Genomic DNA, 21,030 nt, shown 5'->3' with positions numbered 1-21,030 from the left:
ACTAGGGACTAGCCCTCGCGCCGCTGGAGGGCTTGCCAAGTGAGCGGGAAATTGCGACCATGCCGCTACGGATCAAGGGAGCGCGCAGAGTGGGTGGTGCGGGTTGAAATTCAAACTGGAACAGGTGCCCGGCTACGACTGGACGCTGGTGCTGCGCTCTGTCGTGGTGGCGGTGGCTTGCTACTTCGGCCTGGTGGCGCTGGGCGAGCGGGACCTGCCGCCGGTGGGCCACGTCTTTGAACGGCTGCCGCCGCTCAAGGGCATTTACCGCTGCTGCGGCAACTGGGCCAGTTGGGCCGGTGGTGAGTATTTTTCTTGCTCACTGCCCAATTACTTTCCATTTGCCTCAAGCCGGGGATCAAGCTGCGGCTTGCGGGAGCTGGAGGACAAGGTGGTCGAAGTGGGGCGTGTCAACTTGCCGGGTTTCAACGGACCGAACAGCGCGGTGTTCAGCATCGCTTCCGGCGGGAAGGTCTACTACAGCCGCAGCGATGAGGAGCTTCGCAGGTTGTGGCATTCAGGCGTGCAATCGGGCGCGTCGTTCTGGGCCTTCCAGGCGTTGTTGCTGACCCAGGGCATTTTGTACCTGCTGAACATCCGCTCGCTCAAAGCAAGGCGGTGAGTATGGACGATAGACCTGGCTTGTCACCAGTCCGTTGATCACTCACTTCTTCATCAAGCAATGACGGCTATTGATCAGCCGCGCAGGCGATGTGAAAACGGGTGACGCTTATCCCCCCGCCAACCCCGCATTCAACTTCTCCACCACCGCCGCCTCCACCTGCCGGCTGCACAGGATGTAGCGTTTCTCCCCCGCCGGCATGTCGGCGAAGCTCAGCAGCTTGAACTGCTGGGCGCTGTAGCCGGCCACCTTGGCGTAGTACTGGGCTTCTTCCAGCGGGAAAAAGGTCAATTGCGCGCGGCCGGCGTAGATCATCTTCACCATCTGGGCGAACTGGCCGTCGGTGGTGGCGCGGCGTGCCTTCATGGTGGCGAATTCACCTTCCAGGAAGGGGCCGTAGTTGACCGCATCGCGCAACAGCACTGTGACCTCGGGATTGGTCAGCAGCCCGTGCACGGTCAGCGTGGCGGTGCCGTTGCTGGTGGTGGGCGCGAAGCTGGTGTTGGCCAGGCCCACCATGGCCTGATCTTGCGACACCGGCTTGGTGTAGCGGGCAAACTGCTCACGCTCGGCCGTCTTGTACAGGCCTGACACGCACACGCGCGGTGTGTTGCGTTTCAACGCCTCCAACTGGCGCTGCAGCGAGGCTTCGTGCAGCTCAAAGCGCAGGCCGGCCTTGGCAAAGGCCTGGGTGACTGGCGTACCCACAATGCCGCTCAGCTTGCCGTCGGGCGTGCGGCTGTTGTAGGGCGGGCGCTCGCTGTACAGCAGCACGATGGGGGCTGGGCCGCTGCCCCCGTCGCCGGCCTTGCCGCTGACCTTGCCGCCGTGCTCCGGTTCGTCGAATAGCTTGGCCACGGCGCCATGGGCCGGCCCGGCTGCGCTGGCCACGGCCAGCAGCAGGGACACCACTCTTGCGGCAAGCGTGAAGGCACGCGGGGAAGGCAGTGGCTGGCCGCGCGTCATTTCAGCGCGGTCATTTCGGTGCTTGCGAAGCCGTCATCCGGGTGGGCGCCCTTGCGCGCGCGCGGGCGCTTGCGGCGGTCCAGGATGTTGGCGGGGGCGCTGCCATCGGCTGGGGCGGTCTCGGCCGGTGGCGCCGTCCAGGCAAACTTGGCCGGCAGCTCGGTGTAGGGGCAGCCGCAGTTGGCGCCGAACTGCCACATGTACTTGTAGCGCGAGTGGTCCACCAGCGGGTCAAACCGGTCCAGCGCGCGGCGCAGCGCCTGCTCCAGTGCCGGGCCGTGGCGCAGCAACTGCTCGTTCCACTGCTGCAATTGCAGTTGCACGGTCACCTCGTCGTCACGCTTGCGGTTGGGCAACACCAGCACTTCGCAGCCCAGCCAGTTGCCGGGGATGCCGTGGGCGCGCAGCAGGTCTTTGAGCACCACGCGCACCAGTTCGCGCTGGATGTCGGTGTGCTGCTGGGTGGCCAGCCGGTCCTGGCGGTGGGTGCCGGCAGGGGCGTGCGAAGACACCGAGGCGGTGCCCTCGGGCTTGCGCTTGCTGGTGCTGCCGAACCACCCGAACATGCTCTACTCCCGTGCGCAGGCTTTTTGCTGCCTTGTCGCGCTACTGTACTCCTTTGGCGGCTTTCTGTGGCGCTTTGCCCCGGCGCCGGGGGCTCAAAGGGCAACTCACCGCACCGGCACGGGGTAGCTCGCCACGCTGACGTTGCCGTCCTTGTCCACCGCCTGCACGCCGAAGAACACGTTGTCCTTGGACATCGGCACCACCACCCGCGTGACATTGCCCGCCCACAGCGACCCCTGCCACAGCGGCGCCGTGGTGTCGCGCCACACCACGCGGTAGCCGGCCAGGTCGGGCTCGGGGTTGGGCTGCCACTGCAGCTCGGTGTCGTTTTGCAGCCGGCTGGCTTTCACCTGCACCTGCTTGGGCGCGGCCGGGGCCAGGGCCAGCGTGGCCAGCGCGGCAGCGTTGACGCGTGCCACCTGGGCGATGTAGTCGGGGTCGATGAACTCGGGCAGGTCGCCGTATTGCAGGCCGTTCTCCTTGCGCACGGTCTGGTGCTGGTGGGCGAAGTTTTCGGCCGGCTCGGTGAAGCGCAACGCGGCGTAGCCCTGGTCCAGGAAGGGGCTGTGGTCGCCGCCGCGCAGGTAGCGGTCGCGCCGGTAGATGATGTTGACCTTGAAGCCGCTGACGTAGCGCTCGCCCATCTCCTTCACGTGGCGGGCCAGCTGGCGGGTGATGGAGTCGTTCTCGCCGCCGGTGCGTATCAGCGTGCGCAGCTCGTCGGGCATGTCCTTCAGCGGCGGCACACCTTCGGCGAACAGGCGCACCTGGCCGTTGTCCTGCTTGCCGGTGTCGCTGTGCGAGCTGCCGATGATGTCGTTGGTGAACATGCCGGCGATGTCCAGGTTGGCCTTGCGTGCCTTTTCAGCCCAATCGCCCGAGCCATACAGGCCCTGTTCCTCGGCCGCTACCGTCATGAAGACTATTGTGGCGTCGAACTTGTACTTGCTCATCACACAGGCCAGCTCCATCACCGCCGAGGTGCCCGAGCCGTCGTCGTTGGAGCCGGGGGCGTCATCGGTGAAGTTCATCACGTCGCCGTTGATGCTGTCGTAGTGGCCGCTGACCACGTACATGCGCTTTTCCGACTCAGCCTGCGTGCCCGGCAGCGTGGCCACCACGTTGACGATCTCGGTCGGCCGCGAGATGCGGTTGGCCACCGGGTGGATGTGGCTTTGGAACGCCACCTGCAGCCGCCCGCCGTTGGCGGCACCACAGCGCTCCAGCTCGGCCTTGATCCAGCGCCGCGCGGCGCCTATGCCGCGCGTTTCCGACACGGTGTCAGACATGGTGTGCCGGGTGCCGAAGCCCACCAGCTTGTCGTTGTAGGCCTTGATGCGCTGGGCCGAGATCTCGCGCATGATCTGGTCGATTTGCGGCTGGTGCGCCTGGGTGTTGGGTTCCGCCGGCTCGGCGGCGAGCGCCGGTGCGGTGGCGAAAAAGGCGGCGGCCAGGGCCGCCGCCAGCGTGCTTGCTTGTTTCAAAGACATGGGTGCTCGGTTCACTTGAAGGTGTAGGTGCCGCTCAGGTAGACGAAGCGGCCGCGCGGGTCAGCGTAGCTGATGTCGTAGCCGCCCAGGAAGTTGGAGGTCAGGTTGGTGTAGGGCGGCGTCACGTTGGTCAGGTTCTTGACGCCCAGCACCAGTTTGAGTGCCTTCACGCCACTGTAGGTGACTTGGCCGTCAAACGTCTGGTAGGCCGGCACGGTGGGCAGCGCGCTGCCCGCCGCCGCGCGGTTGCCGATCACGTCGGTGTAGGCCTTCTGGTAGTTCTGCGAGATGGATGCGCCCCACTCGCCACCCTGCCAGGCCAGGCTGGCGTTGTGCTTCCAGCGCACCGCCACGCCACCGTTGGCGGTCAGCGCGGTGTCCAGTTGGTTGGTGTAGGTGCCGTCGGGGTTCTGGCTGTCGTACTTGTCCAGGTAGGTGCCCGAGAAGTTGATGTTGAACTTGTCGCCGCTGTCCAGGCGCCAGTTGTATTTGGCATCAATGTCCACGCCGCCAACCTGGATCTTGAACAGGTTGGCGTTGGTCTGCTGGATGTTGACGATGGGGCCCACGCCGCTGGCATTGCCGTCCGGCGCGCCGCGCGTGATGAAGGACGCGTATTGCGCCGCCCGCTGCGCGTTGGCCATGAAGTACACATAGCTCAGGCCACCGACGGTGATGGCGTCCTTCAGGTTGACGCGGAAGGCGTCCATGCCGATGGACAGGTTCTTGATCGGCTCCCACACCAGGCCCAGCGTGCCGGACTGCGACTTCTCCGGCTTCAGGTTCGGGTTGCCGCCGGTGACGGTGGTGAACTGGAAGTTGCAGTCCGCCGGCGCGCCGGTGGCAATCACGGGGCAGCGTATCGGGTCGCGTGTGCCGTTGGCGGTGACGCTGGTGGCCTGCGGCGTGTACAGGTCGGTCAGCGAGGGAGCGCGGAAGCCCGTGCCCACCGAGGAGCGCAGCAGCAGCGAATCCAATGGTTGCCAGCGCACGGAGGCCTTGGGGTTCCAGGTGCTGCCCACGCCTTCGTAGTTGTCGTAGCGCAGCGCCAGGTCGAGGTCGAACTTCTTGAACAGCGGCAGGCTGACTTCGGCATAGGCTGAGGTGACGTTGCGCGAGCCCGTCACCGGGAACGAGTTGCCGCCCAGGCCGGCCACGTCACCCGTCTGCAATGCCAGCGAGGGGTTGTACTCGAACTTCTCCTTGCGGTATTCGGCGCCCACCGCCAGTGCGGCGGTGCCGGCGCCCATGGCCCACAGGTCGCGCGAGGCCTTCAGGTCGATGCCGGTGCTGGAGGTCTTGGTGGCAAAGGCCGTGCCGCGGAATTCGCCCGCCACCATGGCGGCCAGTGCGTTGGTGTCGGTGGTGTCGCCAAACGGGTTGATGGCGCCGCTGTTCAGGATCGGCATGATCTTGGAGTATTGCCCCCAGCCGGTCAGCAGGTCGTCGGTGACCTTGCTCTCGGTGTACAGCAGGCCGGCGTCCCAGTCCCAGCCGGCGGCCGTGCCCTTGATGCCGCCCAGCAGGCGCGTGGTGTCGGCGGTGTCGCGCGTGTTGCGCTCGCCGTTGGCGACATCGCGGTAGTTCATGGCCAGCGGCAGGCCGGTCATGTTGTTGGCGGCGGCAAAGGCGGCGGGGTAATAGGGGCTGGTGGGCGGCAGCAGGAAGCCGCCGACGCCGAACATCTTGACGAACGGCGTCAGACCCGGGTACTTGGCCACGTAGTCCTTGAACGCCTGCGCGTACGGGTTGGTGGCGGTGGTGATGGCGTTGTAGGCAATCGGCACCGGCTGCGTGGTGGACGTGGTCTTGGTGCGGGCGAAGCTGCCTTCGGCGTACAGCGTGGTGTCGGCGTCCAGCGCCTTGCGGGCGCCGAACATCATGTTGAACTTTTCGCTGTCGGGCTGGATGGAGTCGAACGGGCTGTTGTCAAAGCTGCAGCGCGTGGTGGCGTAGGGCGACACCAGCGACACCGGGCCGCAGTTAGGCAGCGTGGGGGCCTTCAGCGCGCCGCCGGTGTACACCGTGACGTTGGCCGGGAAGGTGATGGACGAGGTGACGTCGTTCAGGTTTTCCACGCTGATGCGCCGGGCATAGTCGCGGTCGCGGCCGAAGATGGGTTCCACCTTCTGGAAATTGGCGCCGTAGGTGAAGCTGTAGCCGTCCTTGGCGAGGTCGCCCGCGCCACCGTACAGCGAGGCCTTGCGGTCCTTGCCCGGGCCGCTGGTGGGGCTGCCGTAGCTGGCGGTCAGCTCCAGACCAGAGAATTCCTTGCGCAGGATGAAGTTCACTACGCCGGCGATGGCGTCGCTGCCATACACGGCCGAGGCGCCGTCCTTCAGCACCTCGACCCGCTCGATGGCTGACAGCGGGATGCTGTTGATGTCCACCGACGAGCCGGCAATGCCGGCCGAGCCACCGCCATACACCGTCATGCGCCGGCCGTTCACCAGCACCAGCGTGCGCGGGCTGCCCAGGCCGCGCAGCGACACGGTGGCGATCGACCCGGTGGTGGTGCCGGCCGTGGGCGCCACCGTGGTGGTGCTGCCAAAGCTGGTCAGCGAGCTGAGCTGTTTGACCAACTCCTCGGTGGTGGAGGCGCCGATGCGGGCAATGTCCTCGCGCTTGAGGATCTGCACCGGCAGCGCCGTTTCGGCGTCAATGCGCTTGATGGACGAGCCGGTGATCTCCACCCGTTCGAGCTTGCCGCCGTCGGCCGTCTGGCCCAGCGCCAGGCCGGTGGCCAGTGCGGCGGCCAGGGCCACGGCGGACTTCCTGGTCGTCAGGGGTTTCTTGATGGGGTGCGGGTATGCAGACATGGGGACTTTCCTTTGTTGTAAAGCGTGTGGAAGGCGGGAACGGGAATGCAAAAACGGGAGAGAAATGGCAGGCGCGGAAAAGTGGGTGTGTTTTGGCGTGGGCCCAAGCGAATCTGTTGCCGGCGAGCAACTCCTTAGCGCCGGGGTGCCCTGGCGGCCGGCGCGGCAGGCGCACCAACTGCGCGCGAGATCGCCTGTGCAGCGCCCAAGGCAGTGCGCCTTGCACCAGAGGGGCTCAAAGAAACCGGGCAAAGCGCTGCTTTCAGTGCACAACACATGGTCATATTCCGCAGGGTGGAAAAAGCGCCTGCTGCAGGCGCCTCTGAAACCAGTTTTATGGAGCTGTGGTGACCCGGCAAGCCCCTTCCGTTGAAATGATTGTTCAAAGCATTGAATAATCGGCAGCCATGAATGTGGAAAAACTCAACCTGTTGTGGAGCAGCCTGCACTGGCTCACCGTGCTGGACCTGCAAGGCAGCTACACCGCCGCCGCCAAGCGCCTGGGCGTGAGCACGGCGGCCGTGAGCCAGCGCATCAGCGAACTGGAGCGCATGGCCGGCATCCCGCTGGTGCTGCGCACCACCCGCAGCGTGCGGCTGACCGAGGCCGGGCGCCGCCTGGTGGACGACACGCGCGAACCCTTCGAGCGCATCGCCCACAGCTTCTCGCAGGTGCGCGACGAGGCCGGCAGCCCGCGCGGCGTGCTGCGCGTCACCTGCCCGGCGGCCTTTGCGCGCCAGCAACTGGTGCCCCGGCTGTCGACTTTTTTGCAGAAGTACCCCGACATCCATATCGAGCTCGAGATGACCGACCGCTTCCGCTCACTGGAGGTGGACGGGTTCGATCTCGCCATCCGCCACGTGGACACGCCGCCCGACAACTACGTGGCCTGGAGCCTGTGCACCACCCGCAGCGTGCTGGTGGCCAGCCGTGCCTACTTGCGCCGCAAAGGCAAGCCCACGCAGCCGCAGCAACTGGCGGAGCACGACTGCCTGTGCTACCCGCGCACCCAGGGCGCGCAGCTGTGGACGTTTGAGCCCTTGCGCGGCACTGGCGTTGCGCAGCGCCGCGTCACCGTGCCGGTGTCGGGCCTGCTGTCGGTCAACAACAGCGAGGCGCTGCGCGATGCCGCGCTGACCGGCCTGGGCGTGGCCGTGCTGCCCGACTTCACGGCGCAAAAGGCGCTGGACGCCGGCAAGCTGGTGCGCCTGCTGCCGCAGTGGAAGCCCATGGGCTCATTTGCCGAGCAGGTCTTCGCCTTCCGCCCCTACGCGGCCCAGGTGCCGCTGGGGGTGACGCTGTTCATCACCTTCCTGCGCGAATCGTTCGCTGAGGGGTTTGCGCACAAGCCGGTGGCGGCCTGAGCGTCGCCTGCCTGCCTGCCGGCTGGTTGCCAGCGGTGCGGCGGCCAACAGGAACTTGATGGGCATGGGGTGTATCCTTTCCACGTGGCCATACCGTTGCCGCCCGTGTTCCATTCCATTGCCCCACGATGCACCTCCTGCTGGTTGAAGACGACACCATGATCGGCGAGGCCGTGCTTGACGCCCTGCGCGCCGAGCACTACGCGGTGGACTGGGTGAAGAACGGCGACATGGCCGACACCGCGCTGCGCACCCAGGCCTATGACCTGGTGCTGCTGGACCTGGGGCTGCCGGGGCGTGACGGGCTGAGCGTGCTGCGCGAACTGCGCGCGCGCAAGGGTTTGGTGCCGGTGCTGATCACCACCGCGCGCGACGCCGTGCAGCAGCGCATTGCCGGGCTGGACGCCGGCGCCGACGACTATCTGCTCAAACCCTACGATGTGCACGAGCTGCTGGCGCGCATACGGGCGCTGTTGCGCCGCGCCGCCGGCCGCGCCGAGCCGGTGTACGAGCACCTGGGTGTGGCCATCAACCCGGCCACGCGCGAGGTGACGGCGCAGGGCGCGCCGGTGCAGCTCTCGGCACGCGAATGGGCCGTGCTGGAGGCCCTGCTGGCCCGCCCGGGCGTGGTGCTGTCGCGCCAGCAACTGGAAGAAAAGCTCTACAGCTGGAAGGACGAGGTCAGCAGCAACGCGGTGGAGGTGCACATCCACAGCCTGCGCAAGAAGCTGGGCAGCGAGCTGATACAAAACATACGCGGCGTGGGCTACATGGTGCCGCGGCAATAGCATGGACGACACCCCTGCCATCACACCTTCCCACTCGCTGCGCCGCCGCCTGCTGTGGCTGCTGTTGGCGGCCATCCTGACCACGGCACTGGTGCAGGGCGCCATTGCCTACCGCACCGCGCGTGCCGAGGCCGACGACATTTTTGATTACCACATGCAGCAGATCGCGCTGTCCTTGCGCGCCAGCCTGCCGGTGCAGGAGCTGGCTGACGATGTGGGGGTGGACTTCAGCGTGCAGATCTGGACCGAGAACGGCCTGCGCATCTTCCGCAGTCCGCATGCCGACCTGCCGCAGCGCGCGGTGTTGGGTTTCACCACTGTGAAGACTGGCAACAAACAGTACCGGCTGTTTTCGCTGGCCGCGCGCGACCGCGTTATCCAGGTGGCGCAGGACATGGCAGTGCGCCGCCAGATGGCCGGCACGCTGGCGCTGCGCACCGTGCTGCCCACGGCCGCCATGGCGCCGCTGCTGATGCTGCTGGTGTGGTGGGCGGTGAGCATGTCGCTGGCGCCGTTGAAGCGCGTGCGCCAGCAGGTCGCGCAGCGCCAGCCCGACGACCTGAGCGCGGTGGGGGAAGACCACGAGCTGCCCGACGAGGTGCGCCCGCTGGTGCGCGAGCTCAACCTGCTGCTGGGCCGGGTGCGCCGCGCGTTTGACATGCAGGCACGCTTTGTCGCCGACGCCGCGCACGAGCTGCGCACGCCGCTTGCGGCGCTGAAGTTGCAGGCGCAGAACCTGCAGCGCGCGCAGGATGGGGGCGACGATGCCGCGCGCCGCCAGGCGGTCGACAAACTGAGTGCCGGCATAGACCGTGCCAGCCGGCTGGTGGAGCAGCTGCTGGTGCTGGCGCGCCAACAGGCCGCACAACCTGCGGCGCAAGCTGCAGGCAGCAGCAACGGCGCGGCGCTCATGCCCCTGGCCGAGTTGCTGCGCACCGAGCTGGCCGAGCTGACGCCGCTGGCCCAGGCGCGGCGCATCACGTTGGGGCTGGAGGTGGCGGCGTCCGCCGCGCAAGCCGCCACGCCTGGCCAGCCAGAGGCGCTGCGCATCTTGCTTCGCAACCTGGTGGACAACGCCATCAAGTACACGCCCGAGGGTGGCACGGTGGATGTGGCACTGCGTGGGCAGGGCGGGCAGAGTGCCGAGGTGTTGCTGCTCAGCGTGGAAGACAGCGGCCCCGGCATCCCCGAGGACCAGCGCGCGCGCGCCTTCGACCGCTTCTACCGCGTGCCGGGCGCCGAGGCGACCGGCAGCGGGCTGGGGCTGGCCATCGTCAAATCCATTGCCGAGCAGATGGGCGCGCAAGTGCGGCTGGGGGTGTCGCAGCAGCTCGGTGGCTTGCGGGTGGAGGTGGCGTTTGAAGGCGGTTGGCCGCAAGGTATGGCCGTGTCGGCCTGAGCCAGCCTGAGGTGTTCGCGCCGGCTCCAAGGGCCGTGCGGCGAGCGCTGGTGGATGGCCTGCAGAACGATTTGCTGCGTGCTACCATGCGCCGCTTCTCAGCAACCAACCCGGGAGATCCCCTCATGCGTTTGCCCAAGACCGCCATCAGCGGTGCCTGCCTGTTCCTGTTTGCCGCGCTGGGCGCGCCGGCAGCATTTGCCGCCGAGCCCGACACCACCTTGCTGAACCGCATCGCCGACGCCGGCTTGAAGCACGGCGAGGTGGTGGACACCATCGCCCACCTGTCCGACCAGATCGGCGGGCGCATGACCAATTCGCCCGCCATGCGCAAGGCCGAGGCCTGGACGCAGGACAAGTTCAAAGCCTGGGGACTGACCAATGTGCACAAGGAGGGCTTCGAGTTCGGCCGTGGCTGGTGGATTGAGGCGCACCACGCCCGTGTGCTGGCGCCACGCCCGATTGAAGTGAAGTCCATCCCCATTGCCTGGACGCCGGCCACGGCGGGCGCCATCAAGGCGCAGGTCATCGTCGCGCCCATCCACGCCGAGAAGGATCTGGCCGAGTGGAAGGGCAAGCTCAAGGGCAAGATCGTGCTGGTGAGCTGGCCCGCGCCGCCCAAGGACACGGTGGAGCCGCCCATCAAGCGGCTGACCAATGAGGACATCACCAAGCTCGACAAGTACGAGCTGCCCAACTGGAACCCGGAGAACCGACGCGAGATGTTCAAGTGGGTCACCTTTGCCGCCAAGCGCGATGCCTTCCTGGCCGCCGAGGGCGCCGTGGCCTGGGCCCAGATGTCGCGCCTGGAAGGCCGGCTGGTGCACGGCGAAGGCTATGAGTACAAGAAGGGCAAGACGCCCAAGGTGCCCGGCGTGGAGATCGCCGCCGAGGACTACCGCCGCATCGCCCGCCTGGCCAAGGTGGGCGCTGTGACGCTGGAGCTGAACAACAAGGTGCACTTTGACGACAGCGACAGCAAGGCCTACAACGTGTTTGCCGACATCGCAGGCAGCGACGACAAGGCCGGCTTCGTGATGGCCGGTGCCCACCTGGACAGCTGGGTGGCCGGCGACGGCTCGGCTGACAACGGCGCCGGCTCGGCCGTGGTGATGGAGGCCGCGCGCATCCTGCAAAGCCTGGGCGTGAAACCCAAGCGCACCATACGCTTCGCGCTGTGGACCGGCGAAGAGCAGGGCCTGCTGGGCTCGGCCGCCTACATCGAGCAGCACCTGGCCAAGCGCCCGGCCGGCACCGACCCCGAGCTGGCCCAACTGGGCCCCTGGGCGCAAGAGACCTTCCCGGTGCAGACGCTGCCCGGCTTCAAGGACCTGGCGGCCTACTTCAACCTGGACAACGGCTCGGGCAAGATACGCGGCATCTACACCGAGGGCAACTTTGCCGTCGTGCCCACCTTCAAGCAGTGGCTGGCACCCTTTGCCAGCCTGGGCGCAGGCGCCGTGGTGGCCGCACCCACCGGCGGCACCGACCACGTGCTGATGCAGCGCCTGGGCCTGCCGGCCTTCCAGTTCATCCAGGACCCGCTGGACTACGGCACCCGCGTGCACCACACCGACCTGGACACCTTCGATCACCTGCGCATGGATGACCTGCGCCAGGCCGCCGTGGTGATGGCCGCCATGCTGTGGACCGCCGCCAACACGGCTGAGCCGCTGCCGCGCAGCGTGGTGCCCACCGAGCCGCGCGTGACCGACCCGTTCGCCTACCCGGACCCGGCGAAGAAGTAAGTGGCGAAGCCATGCAGCCGGTCGGCCTTGACATCGACCGGCTGCTGATTGTTCACATGGCTGAACAATCTTTTCACCGGCTTGCACGGTAAAAGGTTTGTAAAGCTGGTCCAGTGTTGCTCGGGCCGGCGGGCCTTGCCAGGACCGTCCTACAGAGTGAAGAATCAGCGACAGCGAGGACGCCATCAGGCACGGGCATCAGCTTTTTTCATCCAGGCATAACCCAAGTGACATGCTAGGATGACTCGCGTTTTTTGATAGCACCCCGTCCCCATCTGCCCGCATTCCTAGCCAGTTTCTTCCCCCTTTCTTCCACCATCCCTAACCCCTATCCGGAGTTGTTCGATGCGATTTGCCCGTAGCGCCATCAGCGCCAGTGTCCTGTCCTTGTTCGCGGTGTTCGCCGCCCAGGCCCAGCCCGCTCCGTCGGTAGACACCAATACCATCAACCGCATTGCCGACGCCGGCCTGAAGCATGGCGAGGTGATGGAGACGGTGCAGTACCTCACCGACCAGATCGGCGGGCGCATGACCAACTCGCCAGCCATGCGCAAGGCCGAGAAGTGGAGCATGGAGAAGTTCAAGGCCTGGGGCCTGAGCGACGTGCGCAAGGAGGGCTTCGAGTTTGGCCGTGGCTGGTGGATTGAGTCGTCCCACGTGCGCGTGGTGGCGCCCCGGCCGATCGAGGTCAAGGCCATCCCCATTGCCTGGACACCTGCCACCCCCGGCGTGCTGAAGGCCGCAGTCGCCGTGGCGCCGATGCGCGCCGAGAAGGACTTTGCCGACTACAAGGGCAAGCTCAAGGGCAAGATCGTGCTGATCAGCTGGCCGGCGCCGCCGAAGGACGATACCGACCCGGCCTTCAAGCGCCAGACAGCCGAGGACATCAGCCGCCTGGACCGTTACCGCCTGCCCGAGTACGACCCCGAGGGCATGAAGCAGCGCCGCGAGTTCATGGAGTTCCGCGCCAAGCTGCAGGATTTCCTGGTGGCCGAGGGTGCCGTGGCCTGGGCCAGCATCTCGCGCAGTGAAGGCCGGCTGGTGCACGGCGAGGGCAATGGGTTCCGCGTCGGCAAGACGCCCAAGCTGCCGGCACTGGAAATCGCCGCCGAAGACTACCGCCGCATCGCCCGCCTGGCCAAGGTGGGCGAGGTGCGCATGGAAGTCGAGAACAAGGTGCACTTTGACGACAGCGACACCAAGGGCTACAACGTGCTGGCCGACATTCCTGGCAGCGACCCCAAGGCCGGCTACGTGATGGCCGGCGCCCACCTGGACAGCTGGGTGGCCTCCGACGGCGCCACCGACAACGCCGCCGGCTCCGCCGTGGTGATGGAAGCCGCGCGCATCCTGCAAAGCCTGGGTGTCAAGCCCAAGCGTGGCATCCGCTTCGCGCTGTGGTCCGGCGAAGAGCAGGGCCTGTGGGGCTCGGCCGCCTATGTGGAACGGCACCTGGCCAAGCGCCCGGCGCCTACCGACCCGAAACTGGCCGAGATGGGCCCGTTCGCCACGCAGGACCTGTACCCCATCCAGACGCTGCCCGGCTTTGCCGACATGAAGGCCTACTTCAACCTCGATAACGGCTCGGGCAAGATCCGCGGCATCTACACCGAGGGCAATTTCGCCGTCGTACCTGTGTTCCGCCAGTGGCTGATGCCGTTTGCCAGCCTGGGCGCCAGCGCCGTGGTGGCCGCGCCCACCGGCAGCACGGACCATGTGTTCCTGCAGCGCCTGGGCCTGCCCGCGTTCCAGTTCATCCAGGACCCGCTGGACTATTTCACCCGCACCCACCACACTGACCTGGACGCGTTCGACCACCTGCGCGCCGACGATTTGCGCCAGGCCGCCGTGGTGATGGCCAGCGTGTTGTACCAGGCTGCCAACTCGAACGAACCGCTGGCGCCCAATGTGCTGCCCACGCAGCCGAAGGTGACGGACCCGTTTGCGTACCCGGACCCGGCCAAGAAGCCCTGAAGCTCAGTGTCCCTACGATGACGGCCGCTTTGTGCGGCCGTTTTTCATGGTGATGCCGGGTTCGCAGGATCAGGCCGACGCGGCACTCGGCTCCGCGGCTGTCCCCCGGGCCTTCGGCCCTCCTCCTTGATGCCGCTGCGCCGAATGCCGCATCGACCTGATTTTGCCAATATGGTGGGCGCTCGATCGCCAGTTAACTCGCTTGTCCTACCGCTGCAGCAGCAACGGCAAGAACCACATCGCGCCCATGTAAGCGCTGACCAGCACCTCCACCACGGCTGCGCCAAGCAGCAGTCGACGCGGGGTGGCAAAGCGCGCCAGCACTGCCGCAAGGCCCAGCGCCATGGCACTCAACGGAGATATCAGCAAGCGCAGCACCGAAAAGGCGGCCCAGGCGCCCAGCGTGGTGTGCGTGTCAGCCTGCCGGCCCAGTGTGAACAGCACGGCGGCGGCCACGCCGGTCAGCGCCAGCAGCAGGCCCAGCAGGCTCACCGCATTCCAGAAGCCTTGGTGTTGACGCAGCCAGTACAGGGCGGCACCGGTGGGCACCAGGCTGACGGTGCCGAACACGGCGACGAACAGCAGTGCGTCGCCAAAGGCCTGCATGCCGCCGGAGGCGTCGTTCGGGTCGGTCATGGCCACGTGCGCCGCCACCGCGCCGGTGGCCAGCGCGAGGGCGGCAGCGTAGCCCAGCGCGACCAGGGCGGCTTTGGACGGGCCTTTCATGGCCGCACTATAGCGTCGGCGCATTGCCGCCGGCAGGGTACAGCGCGCGTGCATACGGGCTTGTGTGCGCAATCCGTGCAGATGCGCGCGTCAACGCCGGTAACCGCGTGTAAGAGCGGTCTGCCTTAAGCCCCGTTTAAGTCACCGTCCCCACACTTCTGCTCAACCCATCCTTTTCAGGAGCATTTCAATGAGCAAGAGCACCGTGACAACCACTACGGCCAGCATGACACCCACCCGCCTCTTCGTGGCCCTGATGGCCGCCGGCTTGCTGGGGGGCGCTGGCGCCACCTTCGTGCTGGAGCAGCGCGCCCATGCGGTGAGCTCACCTGGCGTAACGCTGGCCGCCGCTCCGGTTACCAGTACTCCGGCGATTGCCGGTGGCACCAGCCCCACAGGCATCAATGTCGGCGGGCCGGATTTCACGCAGATCACGCAGCGCTATGGCGCAGCGGTGGTCAACATCAGCGTCAGCGGCACCAGGCATGTGTCGGCGAATGGCGAGGAGGCCGATGACGAAGACGACGCACCCGCCCCGGCGCCCCGCCAGCGTGGCCGGGGCAACAGCAGCGGTGGCAATGGCAACGGCGCCATGCCCAACATCCCCGGACTGGACCCCAACGACCCGTTCTTCCAGTTCTTCCGCCGCTTCCAAGGGCCGAATGGTGGTGGCCTGGGCATGCAGCCGCGCGACGTCCCCATGCGCGGCCAGGGCTCGGGCTTCATTGTCAGCGCCGATGGCGTCATCCTTACCAACGCCCATGTGGTGCGCGGCGCCAAGGAGGTGACGGTGAAGCTGACCGACCGGCGCGAGTACGTGGCCAAGGTGCTGGGCGCTGACGCCAAGACCGACATCGCCGTGCTGAAGATCGACGCCAAGAGCCTGCCCACGGTGCCACTGGGCAGCGTGCGCAACCTGCAGGTGGGCGAGTGGGTGTTGGCCATAGGCTCGCCGTTTGGCTTCGAGAACACGGTGACGGCCGGCGTGGTCAGCGCCAAGGGCCGCTCGCTGCCGGACGATGGCTTCGTGCCCTTCATCCAGACAGACGCAGCGGTGAACCCGGGCAACTCCGGCGGCCCGCTGTTCAATTCGCATGGCGAGGTGGTGGGCATCAATTCGCAAATCTACAGCCGCACCGGCGGCTACCAGGGCGTGTCGTTCGCCATCCCCATCGATGTGGCGCTGAAGGTGAAGGACCAGATCGTTGCCACCGGCCGCGCCCAGCACGCGCGCCTCGGTGTGTCGGTGCAGGAGGTCAACCAGGCCTTTGCCGACTCCTTCAAGCTCGACAGGCCTGAGGGCGCGCTGGTCTCCAGCGTGGAGCCCGGCACTGCGGCCGACAAGGCGGGGCTGAAGACGGGCGACGTCATCACCGGTGTCGTCATCGGTGCCAATAGCCAACCCATCGTGGCCTCGGGCGACCTGCCGGCCGTCATCGGCCAGGCGGCGCCGGGCGAGAAGGTCACGCTGCAAATCATCCGCCAGGGCAAGCGCGAGCAGCTCAACGTCACGCTGGGCAATGCCCAGGACAAGGCCCAGGTGGCACAGGCGGATGGTGCTGGCGCGGTGGCCAAGGGCAAGCTGGGCCTGGCGCTGCGTGAACTGGCGCCGCAGGAAAAGCGCGAGTCCGGCGTGCCCCAGGGCCTGCTGGTGGAGCAGGCCGGTGGCGCGGCCGCGCTGGCCGGCGTGCAACCCGGTGACGTGCTGGTGGCCGTGAATGGCACGCCGGTCAAGAGTGTGGAGCAGGTGCGTGATGTGGTGGCGCAGTCGGGCAAGTCGGTGGCGCTGCTGATACAGCGTGATGGCGCCAGGATTTTCGTGCCTGTACGTGTGGGTTAAGCGTGTGGGCTGAGCGCATGCGCTGACTGAAACAGTTGTGGAGTGACACCCCCGTCCGGTGGGGTGTTTTGAGGGCAGGGCTTGTAACAGGGCGCTGCCCTTTTTTCTTGGCAGAACTGTGTCAAGCGTGGCAGCGCGACGTATGCGCGGTTTCTTGCGCCAGATCATGGTTTTGGCTTGACGCTCGTCAAGCATCCTGCACGGTGGCGCACACACACTGGCTGCCATCCACACCCAAGGAGCCGCCATGCGCACAAACCTTCCCGTCTCGCAACAGGAATATCTGTTTCCCGCCGAGCAGACATTGGTGTCCGTCACTGACTTGAAGGGGCGCATCACTTACTGCAACCCGGCCTTTGTTACCGTCAGCGGCTACCAATCCACTGACCTGTTGGGCCAGCCGCACAACATCGTCCGCCATCCCGACATGCCAGAGGAAGCGTTTCGCGACATGTGGGCCACCGTGCAGGCCAGGCGGCCTTGGACCGGCTTGGTGAAGAACCGCCGCAAGAATGGCGACTTCTACTGGGTGCGTGCCAACGCCACGCCCATGGTGGATGGCGACCAGATCACCGGCTACCTGTCGGTGCGCACCTGCCCGGACCGTGCGTCTGTAGATGCTGCGGAGGGCTTGTACGCACGCATGCGCGGCGAAGCGCAGTCCGGTCGCCTCACGCATGTGTTGCGTCAAGGCCAAGTGGTGCGCCAGGACCTGGTGGGTCGCTTGCAGCGCCTGTTCAGGCCTGGGCCGTTGACCCAGCTGGCGTTGGTGCAGTGTCTGCTGCCCTTGCTGCTGCTGGGCGGCGTGGCACTGGCGCTGCCGTGGCCGGTGTTGCTGGTCATGGGCGGCGTCGCCGCCGCAGGGGCCGTGTGGACCATCTGGGCACTGGCGCTGCGCCCGATGCGCAGTGTGTTGGAAGATGCCAACCACCTGGCGGCAGGTGACCTGGCGCATGCGGTGCAGACAGGTGGCGCTGGCGTGGTGGGGCAACTGCAGCAGGCCATGATGCAAATGTCAGTGAACCTGCGCACCGTGGTCAGCGATGTGCGTGACGACCTGGACCAGTTCACGGTGGCTGTGCGTGAGATTGCCGAAGGCAACCAGGACTTGTCCGCCCGTACCGAGGCCCAGGCCAGTAACCTGGAGCAGACCGCCGCCTCCATGGAGCAGATCCACGGTACGGTGCAGCAAAGCGCGCAAGCGGCTGCCCAGGGCTCACGCCTGGCGGGCGAGACCAGTGAGGTTGCGCACCGCTCCAACGACGCCGTGCAGACGGTGGCCCGCACCATGGAGGCCATCGCCCAGTCTTCCGGGAAGATGGGCGAGATCATCCAGGTGATCGAAGGCATCGCGTTCCAGACCAACATCCTGGCGTTGAATGCGGCCGTGGAAGCCGCACGCGCCGGCGACCAGGGCCGTGGTTTCGCCGTCGTGGCCGCCGAGGTGCGGGCGCTGGCTGGCCGCTCCGCCACTGCCGCCAAGGAGATCAAGGGGCTGATCGCCGAGTCGTCCGAACGCGTGGCCAATGGCGGTGCGCAGACGCGTGAGGCACTGTCGCGCATGCAGTCGGCGCAGCAGGCGGTGCACAAGGTGAACAGCGTGCTTGACGAGATCGCCAACACGTCACGCGAACAGACGCTGGGCATCTCGCAGATCAACGATGCCGTCACGCAGATGGATTCCATCACGCAGCAGAACGCCGCCATGGTGGAAGAGTTGGCGGCCACCGCCGGCGCGCTTACCCAGCAAGTTGAGGGCGTGAGCAACGCCATGCGGCTGTTCCGGCTGAGGGCTGGCGAGTCCACCGTCGCCCAGGTGGATGCGGTGGACCTGCGCCGGGCCAGCAAGGCCGGCGCCTTGCATGCGGCTGGCGCGCCGCGTCCTGTGCTGCCGGTTGCCGGTGCTGGTCGACCTATCACCGCCAGTGCGCGGTTGCAATTGGCGCACGCGGCCTGAACTCAAAAAAACAGGGGGAGAACACACCATGCTGCGCAGCCCAAAATTCGGTTTTCACCTGCTGCCAGATACCCCGCGCGCCCGCTTCATCCGGGCCAGCACCGTGGGCTATTTCGTCCTCGCCTTGATCTGGATTTTTGCGTCGGACAAGCTGTTGGAAGGATTCGTCGACGCGCGTTCCATGCGGTGGTTGTCGACCGTCAAAGGCGTGTTCTTCGTGCTCGCCACAACGGCGCTGCTGCACCTCGCGTTGCGGGCGGTGGCCAATCTGCCGGAAGGGAAGGGTCAGGCCCCAGTGCTCAGTTTCGTGGCCCAGGGCGGCAGCACAGCGAGGCGCCCCAGCCTGGACGCCTATCTGTTGGCGCTGGCCTTGGCGCTGAGTGCGCTGCTGTTGCGCCAGGCGTTGGGGACCGAGCAGAAACCTTTGATGATCCTGCTGGTGTTGCCGGTGGTGCTTGCCGCCTTGTTTGGTGGCCTGTTGCCAGGCCTGCTGGCCACGGCTGTGACCACTCTTGGGGCGGGTGCCGCCGTGCTTTATCTGCACAACGTTCAGGCCGCCAATGTGCTGGCATTGACGGCGCTGGCCATCACGGGCGTGGCTGTCAGCCTGGTGACGGAGCTGCGGCGCCAATCGCAGGCCAAGGCCCAGGGCAACCGGGACCTGCTGGACGCGGTGGTGTCCGGGACTTCGGACGCGGTGTTCGTCAAGGACGCGCAGGGCCGCTACCTGATGGTCAACGAAGCCGGAGCGCGCATGATGGGCAAGCCGGCGCGCGAGATCCTGGGCCAGGATGACAGGGCATTGTTCCCGTCGCCCTTTGGCGCCCAATTGATGGAGGCAGACAGCGCCGTCATGCAGCGTGCGCGTATTCAGACGCACGAAGAGGCGCTGACTTTTCATGATGGTGTGGCACGCCATTTCCTGGTCACCAAGGGGCCGGTGCTGGACGACCAAGGGCGGGTCAAGGGGCTTTTTGGTATTTCGCGCGACATCACCGAGCGCCAGCGCGCCGAGTTGGGCTTGCGCGAGGCCGCCACTGTGTTCGACAGCAGCCAGGAAGGCATCATGGTGGTCAGCCCGCAGCAGCGGATCATCAGAACCAATCCGGCCTTTGCCCGCATCACCGGCTACGAACCCCATGAAGTGCTGGGCAACTCCCCGCACATGTTGTCATCGGGCCGGCATGACACTGCCTTTTTCAGTTCCATGTGGTCCTCCATCCAGGACCACGGCTTTTGGCGCGGCGAGATCTGGAACCGGCGCAAGAACGGCGAACTGTACGCCGAGCTGCTGTCGATCTCGGTGGTGCGCGATGCCGCTGGCGCACTACAACACTATGTGGGCATCTTCACCGACATCAGCAAGTACAAGTCGCATGAGGAGGAACTCAACCGCATTGCCCATTACGACCCGCTCACTGGTTTGCCCAACCGCCGCTTGTTGGCCGACCGGCTGACGCAAGCGCTGCTCAGTTGCGCCCGCAACAAGCGCATGATGGCCGTGTGCTTCCTGGACCTGGACGGGTTCAAGGCCATCAACGACCAGCACGGTCACGCTGCCGGTGACGCATTGCTGCTGGGCGTCACCCAGAACCTGCGCAAGGAAATGCGCGGCGATGACACGCTGGCACGCCTGGGCGGCGACGAGTTCGTGTTGTTGCTGACTGACGTGGATTCGCTGGAGGCCTGCGGCCAGGCGCTGGACCGCATCCTGCTGGCGGTGGGCAAGCCGGTGAGACTGGAGCAGCGTGACGTCAGCGTGACGGCCAGCATAGGCGTGACGCTGTTCCCTGAGGACGAGGCTGACGCCGACACCCTGCTGCGCCATGCCGACCAGGCCATGTATGTGGCCAAGGAGTCGGGCCGCAACCGGTATCACCTGTTCGACCACGACAGTGACCAGCGCGCGCAACAGCATCGCCAGATGCTGGATGTGTTGCGCACCGCGCTGCTGTGGCGTGAATTTGTGTTGTTTTACCAACCCAAGGTGGACCTGGTCAGTGGCCAGGTGGTGGGCGCTGAAGCACTGATACGCTGGCACCATCCCGAGCGCGGCCTGTTGGCGCCCGGTGTCTTTCTGCCCCATGTCAACGGCAGCAGCCTGGAGCAACCCTTGGGCCAGTGGGTGATAGAGGCTGCCATGGACCAGGCCGAGCAGTGGCATTCACAAGGGCTGGACTTGCGCGTCAGCGTCAATATCAGCGCCCATCACCTGTTGCATCCTGATTTCTACCTGCAACTGCAAGAGGCTCTGGGCCGACACCCCGGCCTGCCCCCAGGACACTTCGAGCTGGAGGTGCTGGAGACCGCCGCCCTGGACGACATGGAGCAAGCGGTGGCGTTGATGCTCCGCTGCAAGGCGCTGGGCGTGCATTTTTCGCTGGATGACTTTGGCACCGGTTATTCCTCGCTGTCCTACCTGCGCCGTTTGCCGGTGGATGTGCTGAAGATAGACCAGAGTTTCGTGCGCGACATGCTCACGGACGAAGACGGTGGCGGTATCGTGCAAGCGGTGGTGCAACTGGCCGGTGTATTCGGCCGCGAAGTCATCGCTGAGGGTGTGGAGACCATGGAACACGGCGCCGCCCTGCTGGCCGTGGGTTGTCGCCTGGCCCAGGGGTATGGCGTGGCCAAGCCCATGCCGGCGGCTGAATTCAAGCCCTGGATGGTGCGCTGGCAAGCCGATGCGCCGTGGCGGCACATCGCCATTGCGCCAGCGCTCAAGCTGGCCGTTGCCTGAAGCGGGCTCAGCGCCGATCGTGCCACTGCG

The 21,030-nt window shown here is 66.4% G+C and carries 14 protein-coding genes; 9 read left to right on the top strand and 5 right to left on the bottom strand.

Annotated elements, in window-relative coordinates; all coding sequences use genetic code 11:
* The first annotated feature begins 103 nt into the window (after nt 1-103).
* Nucleotides 104-622 carry a hypothetical protein gene (locus AC1DX2_RS06485; protein ID WP_477195467.1) on the top strand — a complete coding sequence of 173 codons (519 nt, stop codon included), beginning with the start codon at nt 104-106 and terminating at the stop codon, nt 620-622.
* 108 nt (nt 623-730) lie between these two features.
* Here AC1DX2_RS06485 and AC1DX2_RS06480 read toward each other — a convergent pair whose 3' ends face one another.
* From AC1DX2_RS06480 to AC1DX2_RS06465, 4 genes are all read right to left on the bottom strand, one after another.
* A complete protein-coding gene (locus tag AC1DX2_RS06480) occupies nt 731-1,531 on the bottom strand; it encodes a substrate-binding periplasmic protein (RefSeq protein ID WP_477195466.1) in 801 nt (266 codons plus the stop codon).
* Between the two features lie 53 nt (nt 1,532-1,584).
* Complete coding sequence (locus AC1DX2_RS06475) at nt 1,585-2,154, bottom strand: hypothetical protein (RefSeq protein WP_477195465.1); 570 nt, start codon at nt 2,152-2,154, stop codon at nt 1,585-1,587.
* 105 nt (nt 2,155-2,259) lie between these two features.
* Nucleotides 2,260-3,645, bottom strand: coding sequence for a M28 family peptidase (locus tag AC1DX2_RS06470; protein ID WP_477195464.1), 1,386 nt, complete (start codon nt 3,643-3,645; stop codon nt 2,260-2,262).
* Nucleotides 3,646-3,656: 11 nt separating this feature from the next.
* Nucleotides 3,657-6,464 (bottom strand): TonB-dependent receptor, encoded by a 2,808-nt coding sequence (locus tag AC1DX2_RS06465; RefSeq protein WP_477195463.1) that lies wholly within the window; start codon nt 6,462-6,464, stop codon nt 3,657-3,659.
* 407 nt (nt 6,465-6,871) lie between these two features.
* On the opposite strand from AC1DX2_RS06465, the gene AC1DX2_RS06460 reads away from it, so the two are divergent.
* The 5 genes from AC1DX2_RS06460 (at nt 6,872) to AC1DX2_RS06440 (ending at nt 13,737) form a co-directional block, all read left to right on the top strand.
* A complete protein-coding gene (locus AC1DX2_RS06460; protein WP_477195462.1) occupies nt 6,872-7,828 on the top strand; it encodes a LysR family transcriptional regulator in 957 nt (318 codons plus the stop codon).
* A 128-nt stretch (nt 7,829-7,956) separates the two neighbouring features.
* The gene (locus AC1DX2_RS06455) at nt 7,957-8,616 is read left to right on the top strand and encodes a response regulator (RefSeq protein WP_477195461.1); all 660 of its coding nucleotides are present in this window, start codon (nt 7,957-7,959) and stop codon (nt 8,614-8,616) included.
* A 1-nt stretch (nt 8,617) separates the two neighbouring features.
* On the top strand, nt 8,618-10,015 hold the full coding sequence (locus AC1DX2_RS06450; protein WP_477195460.1) for an ATP-binding protein: 1,398 nt from the start codon (nt 8,618-8,620) through the stop codon (nt 10,013-10,015).
* 125 nt (nt 10,016-10,140) lie between these two features.
* Nucleotides 10,141-11,763, top strand: coding sequence for a M20/M25/M40 family metallo-hydrolase (locus AC1DX2_RS06445; RefSeq protein WP_477195459.1), 1,623 nt, complete (start codon nt 10,141-10,143; stop codon nt 11,761-11,763).
* A gap of 345 nt (nt 11,764-12,108) precedes the next feature.
* Nucleotides 12,109-13,737: a M20/M25/M40 family metallo-hydrolase gene (locus AC1DX2_RS06440; RefSeq protein ID WP_477195458.1), complete on the top strand. Its 1,629-nt coding sequence runs from the start codon at nt 12,109-12,111 to the stop codon at nt 13,735-13,737.
* 207 nt (nt 13,738-13,944) lie between these two features.
* Here the strand turns inward: AC1DX2_RS06440 and AC1DX2_RS06435 are convergent, their stop codons facing one another.
* Nucleotides 13,945-14,463 carry a hypothetical protein gene (locus AC1DX2_RS06435; protein ID WP_477195457.1) on the bottom strand — a complete coding sequence of 173 codons (519 nt, stop codon included), beginning with the start codon at nt 14,461-14,463 and terminating at the stop codon, nt 13,945-13,947.
* Nucleotides 14,464-14,653: 190 nt separating this feature from the next.
* Here AC1DX2_RS06435 and AC1DX2_RS06430 point away from each other — a divergent pair, with 190 nt between their 5' ends.
* From AC1DX2_RS06430 to AC1DX2_RS06420, 3 genes are all read left to right on the top strand, one after another.
* Nucleotides 14,654-16,303 carry a Do family serine endopeptidase gene (locus tag AC1DX2_RS06430; protein WP_477195456.1) on the top strand — a complete coding sequence of 550 codons (1,650 nt, stop codon included), beginning with the start codon at nt 14,654-14,656 and terminating at the stop codon, nt 16,301-16,303.
* A 247-nt stretch (nt 16,304-16,550) separates the two neighbouring features.
* Nucleotides 16,551-18,260 carry a methyl-accepting chemotaxis protein gene (locus AC1DX2_RS06425; protein ID WP_477195455.1) on the top strand — a complete coding sequence of 570 codons (1,710 nt, stop codon included), beginning with the start codon at nt 16,551-16,553 and terminating at the stop codon, nt 18,258-18,260.
* A gap of 28 nt (nt 18,261-18,288) precedes the next feature.
* Entirely contained in the window at nt 18,289-21,000 is a 2,712-nt protein-coding gene (locus AC1DX2_RS06420) for a putative bifunctional diguanylate cyclase/phosphodiesterase (protein WP_477195454.1), read from the top strand.
* The last annotated feature ends 30 nt before the right edge of the window (nt 21,001-21,030 follow it).

The sequence above is a fragment of the Hylemonella sp. P2_B10 genome, from assembly GCF_056404875.1.
The sequence above is the reverse complement of the archived record's forward strand: the minus strand, read 5'-3'. Positions and strand labels throughout refer to the sequence as shown.

Excerpts from the sequence above, each read along its gene's own strand:
- AC1DX2_RS06475 (WP_477195465.1), bottom strand. The coding sequence starts at position 2,154 with ATGTTCGGGTGGTTCGGCAGCACCAGCAAGCGCAAGCCCGAGGGCACC.
- AC1DX2_RS06470 (WP_477195464.1), bottom strand. The coding sequence starts at position 3,645 with ATGTCTTTGAAACAAGCAAGCACGCTGGCGGCGGCCCTGGCCGCCGCC.
- AC1DX2_RS06465 (WP_477195463.1), bottom strand. The coding sequence starts at position 6,464 with ATGTCTGCATACCCGCACCCCATCAAGAAACCCCTGACGACCAGGAAG.
- AC1DX2_RS06460 (WP_477195462.1), top strand. The coding sequence starts at position 6,872 with ATGAATGTGGAAAAACTCAACCTGTTGTGGAGCAGCCTGCACTGGCTC.
- AC1DX2_RS06455 (WP_477195461.1), top strand. The coding sequence starts at position 7,957 with ATGCACCTCCTGCTGGTTGAAGACGACACCATGATCGGCGAGGCCGTG.
- AC1DX2_RS06450 (WP_477195460.1), top strand. The coding sequence starts at position 8,618 with ATGGACGACACCCCTGCCATCACACCTTCCCACTCGCTGCGCCGCCGC.
- AC1DX2_RS06445 (WP_477195459.1), top strand. The coding sequence starts at position 10,141 with ATGCGTTTGCCCAAGACCGCCATCAGCGGTGCCTGCCTGTTCCTGTTT.
- AC1DX2_RS06440 (WP_477195458.1), top strand. The coding sequence starts at position 12,109 with ATGCGATTTGCCCGTAGCGCCATCAGCGCCAGTGTCCTGTCCTTGTTC.
- AC1DX2_RS06435 (WP_477195457.1), bottom strand. The coding sequence starts at position 14,463 with ATGAAAGGCCCGTCCAAAGCCGCCCTGGTCGCGCTGGGCTACGCTGCC.
- AC1DX2_RS06430 (WP_477195456.1), top strand. The coding sequence starts at position 14,654 with ATGAGCAAGAGCACCGTGACAACCACTACGGCCAGCATGACACCCACC.
- AC1DX2_RS06425 (WP_477195455.1), top strand. The coding sequence starts at position 16,551 with ATGCGCACAAACCTTCCCGTCTCGCAACAGGAATATCTGTTTCCCGCC.
- AC1DX2_RS06420 (WP_477195454.1), top strand. The coding sequence starts at position 18,289 with ATGCTGCGCAGCCCAAAATTCGGTTTTCACCTGCTGCCAGATACCCCG.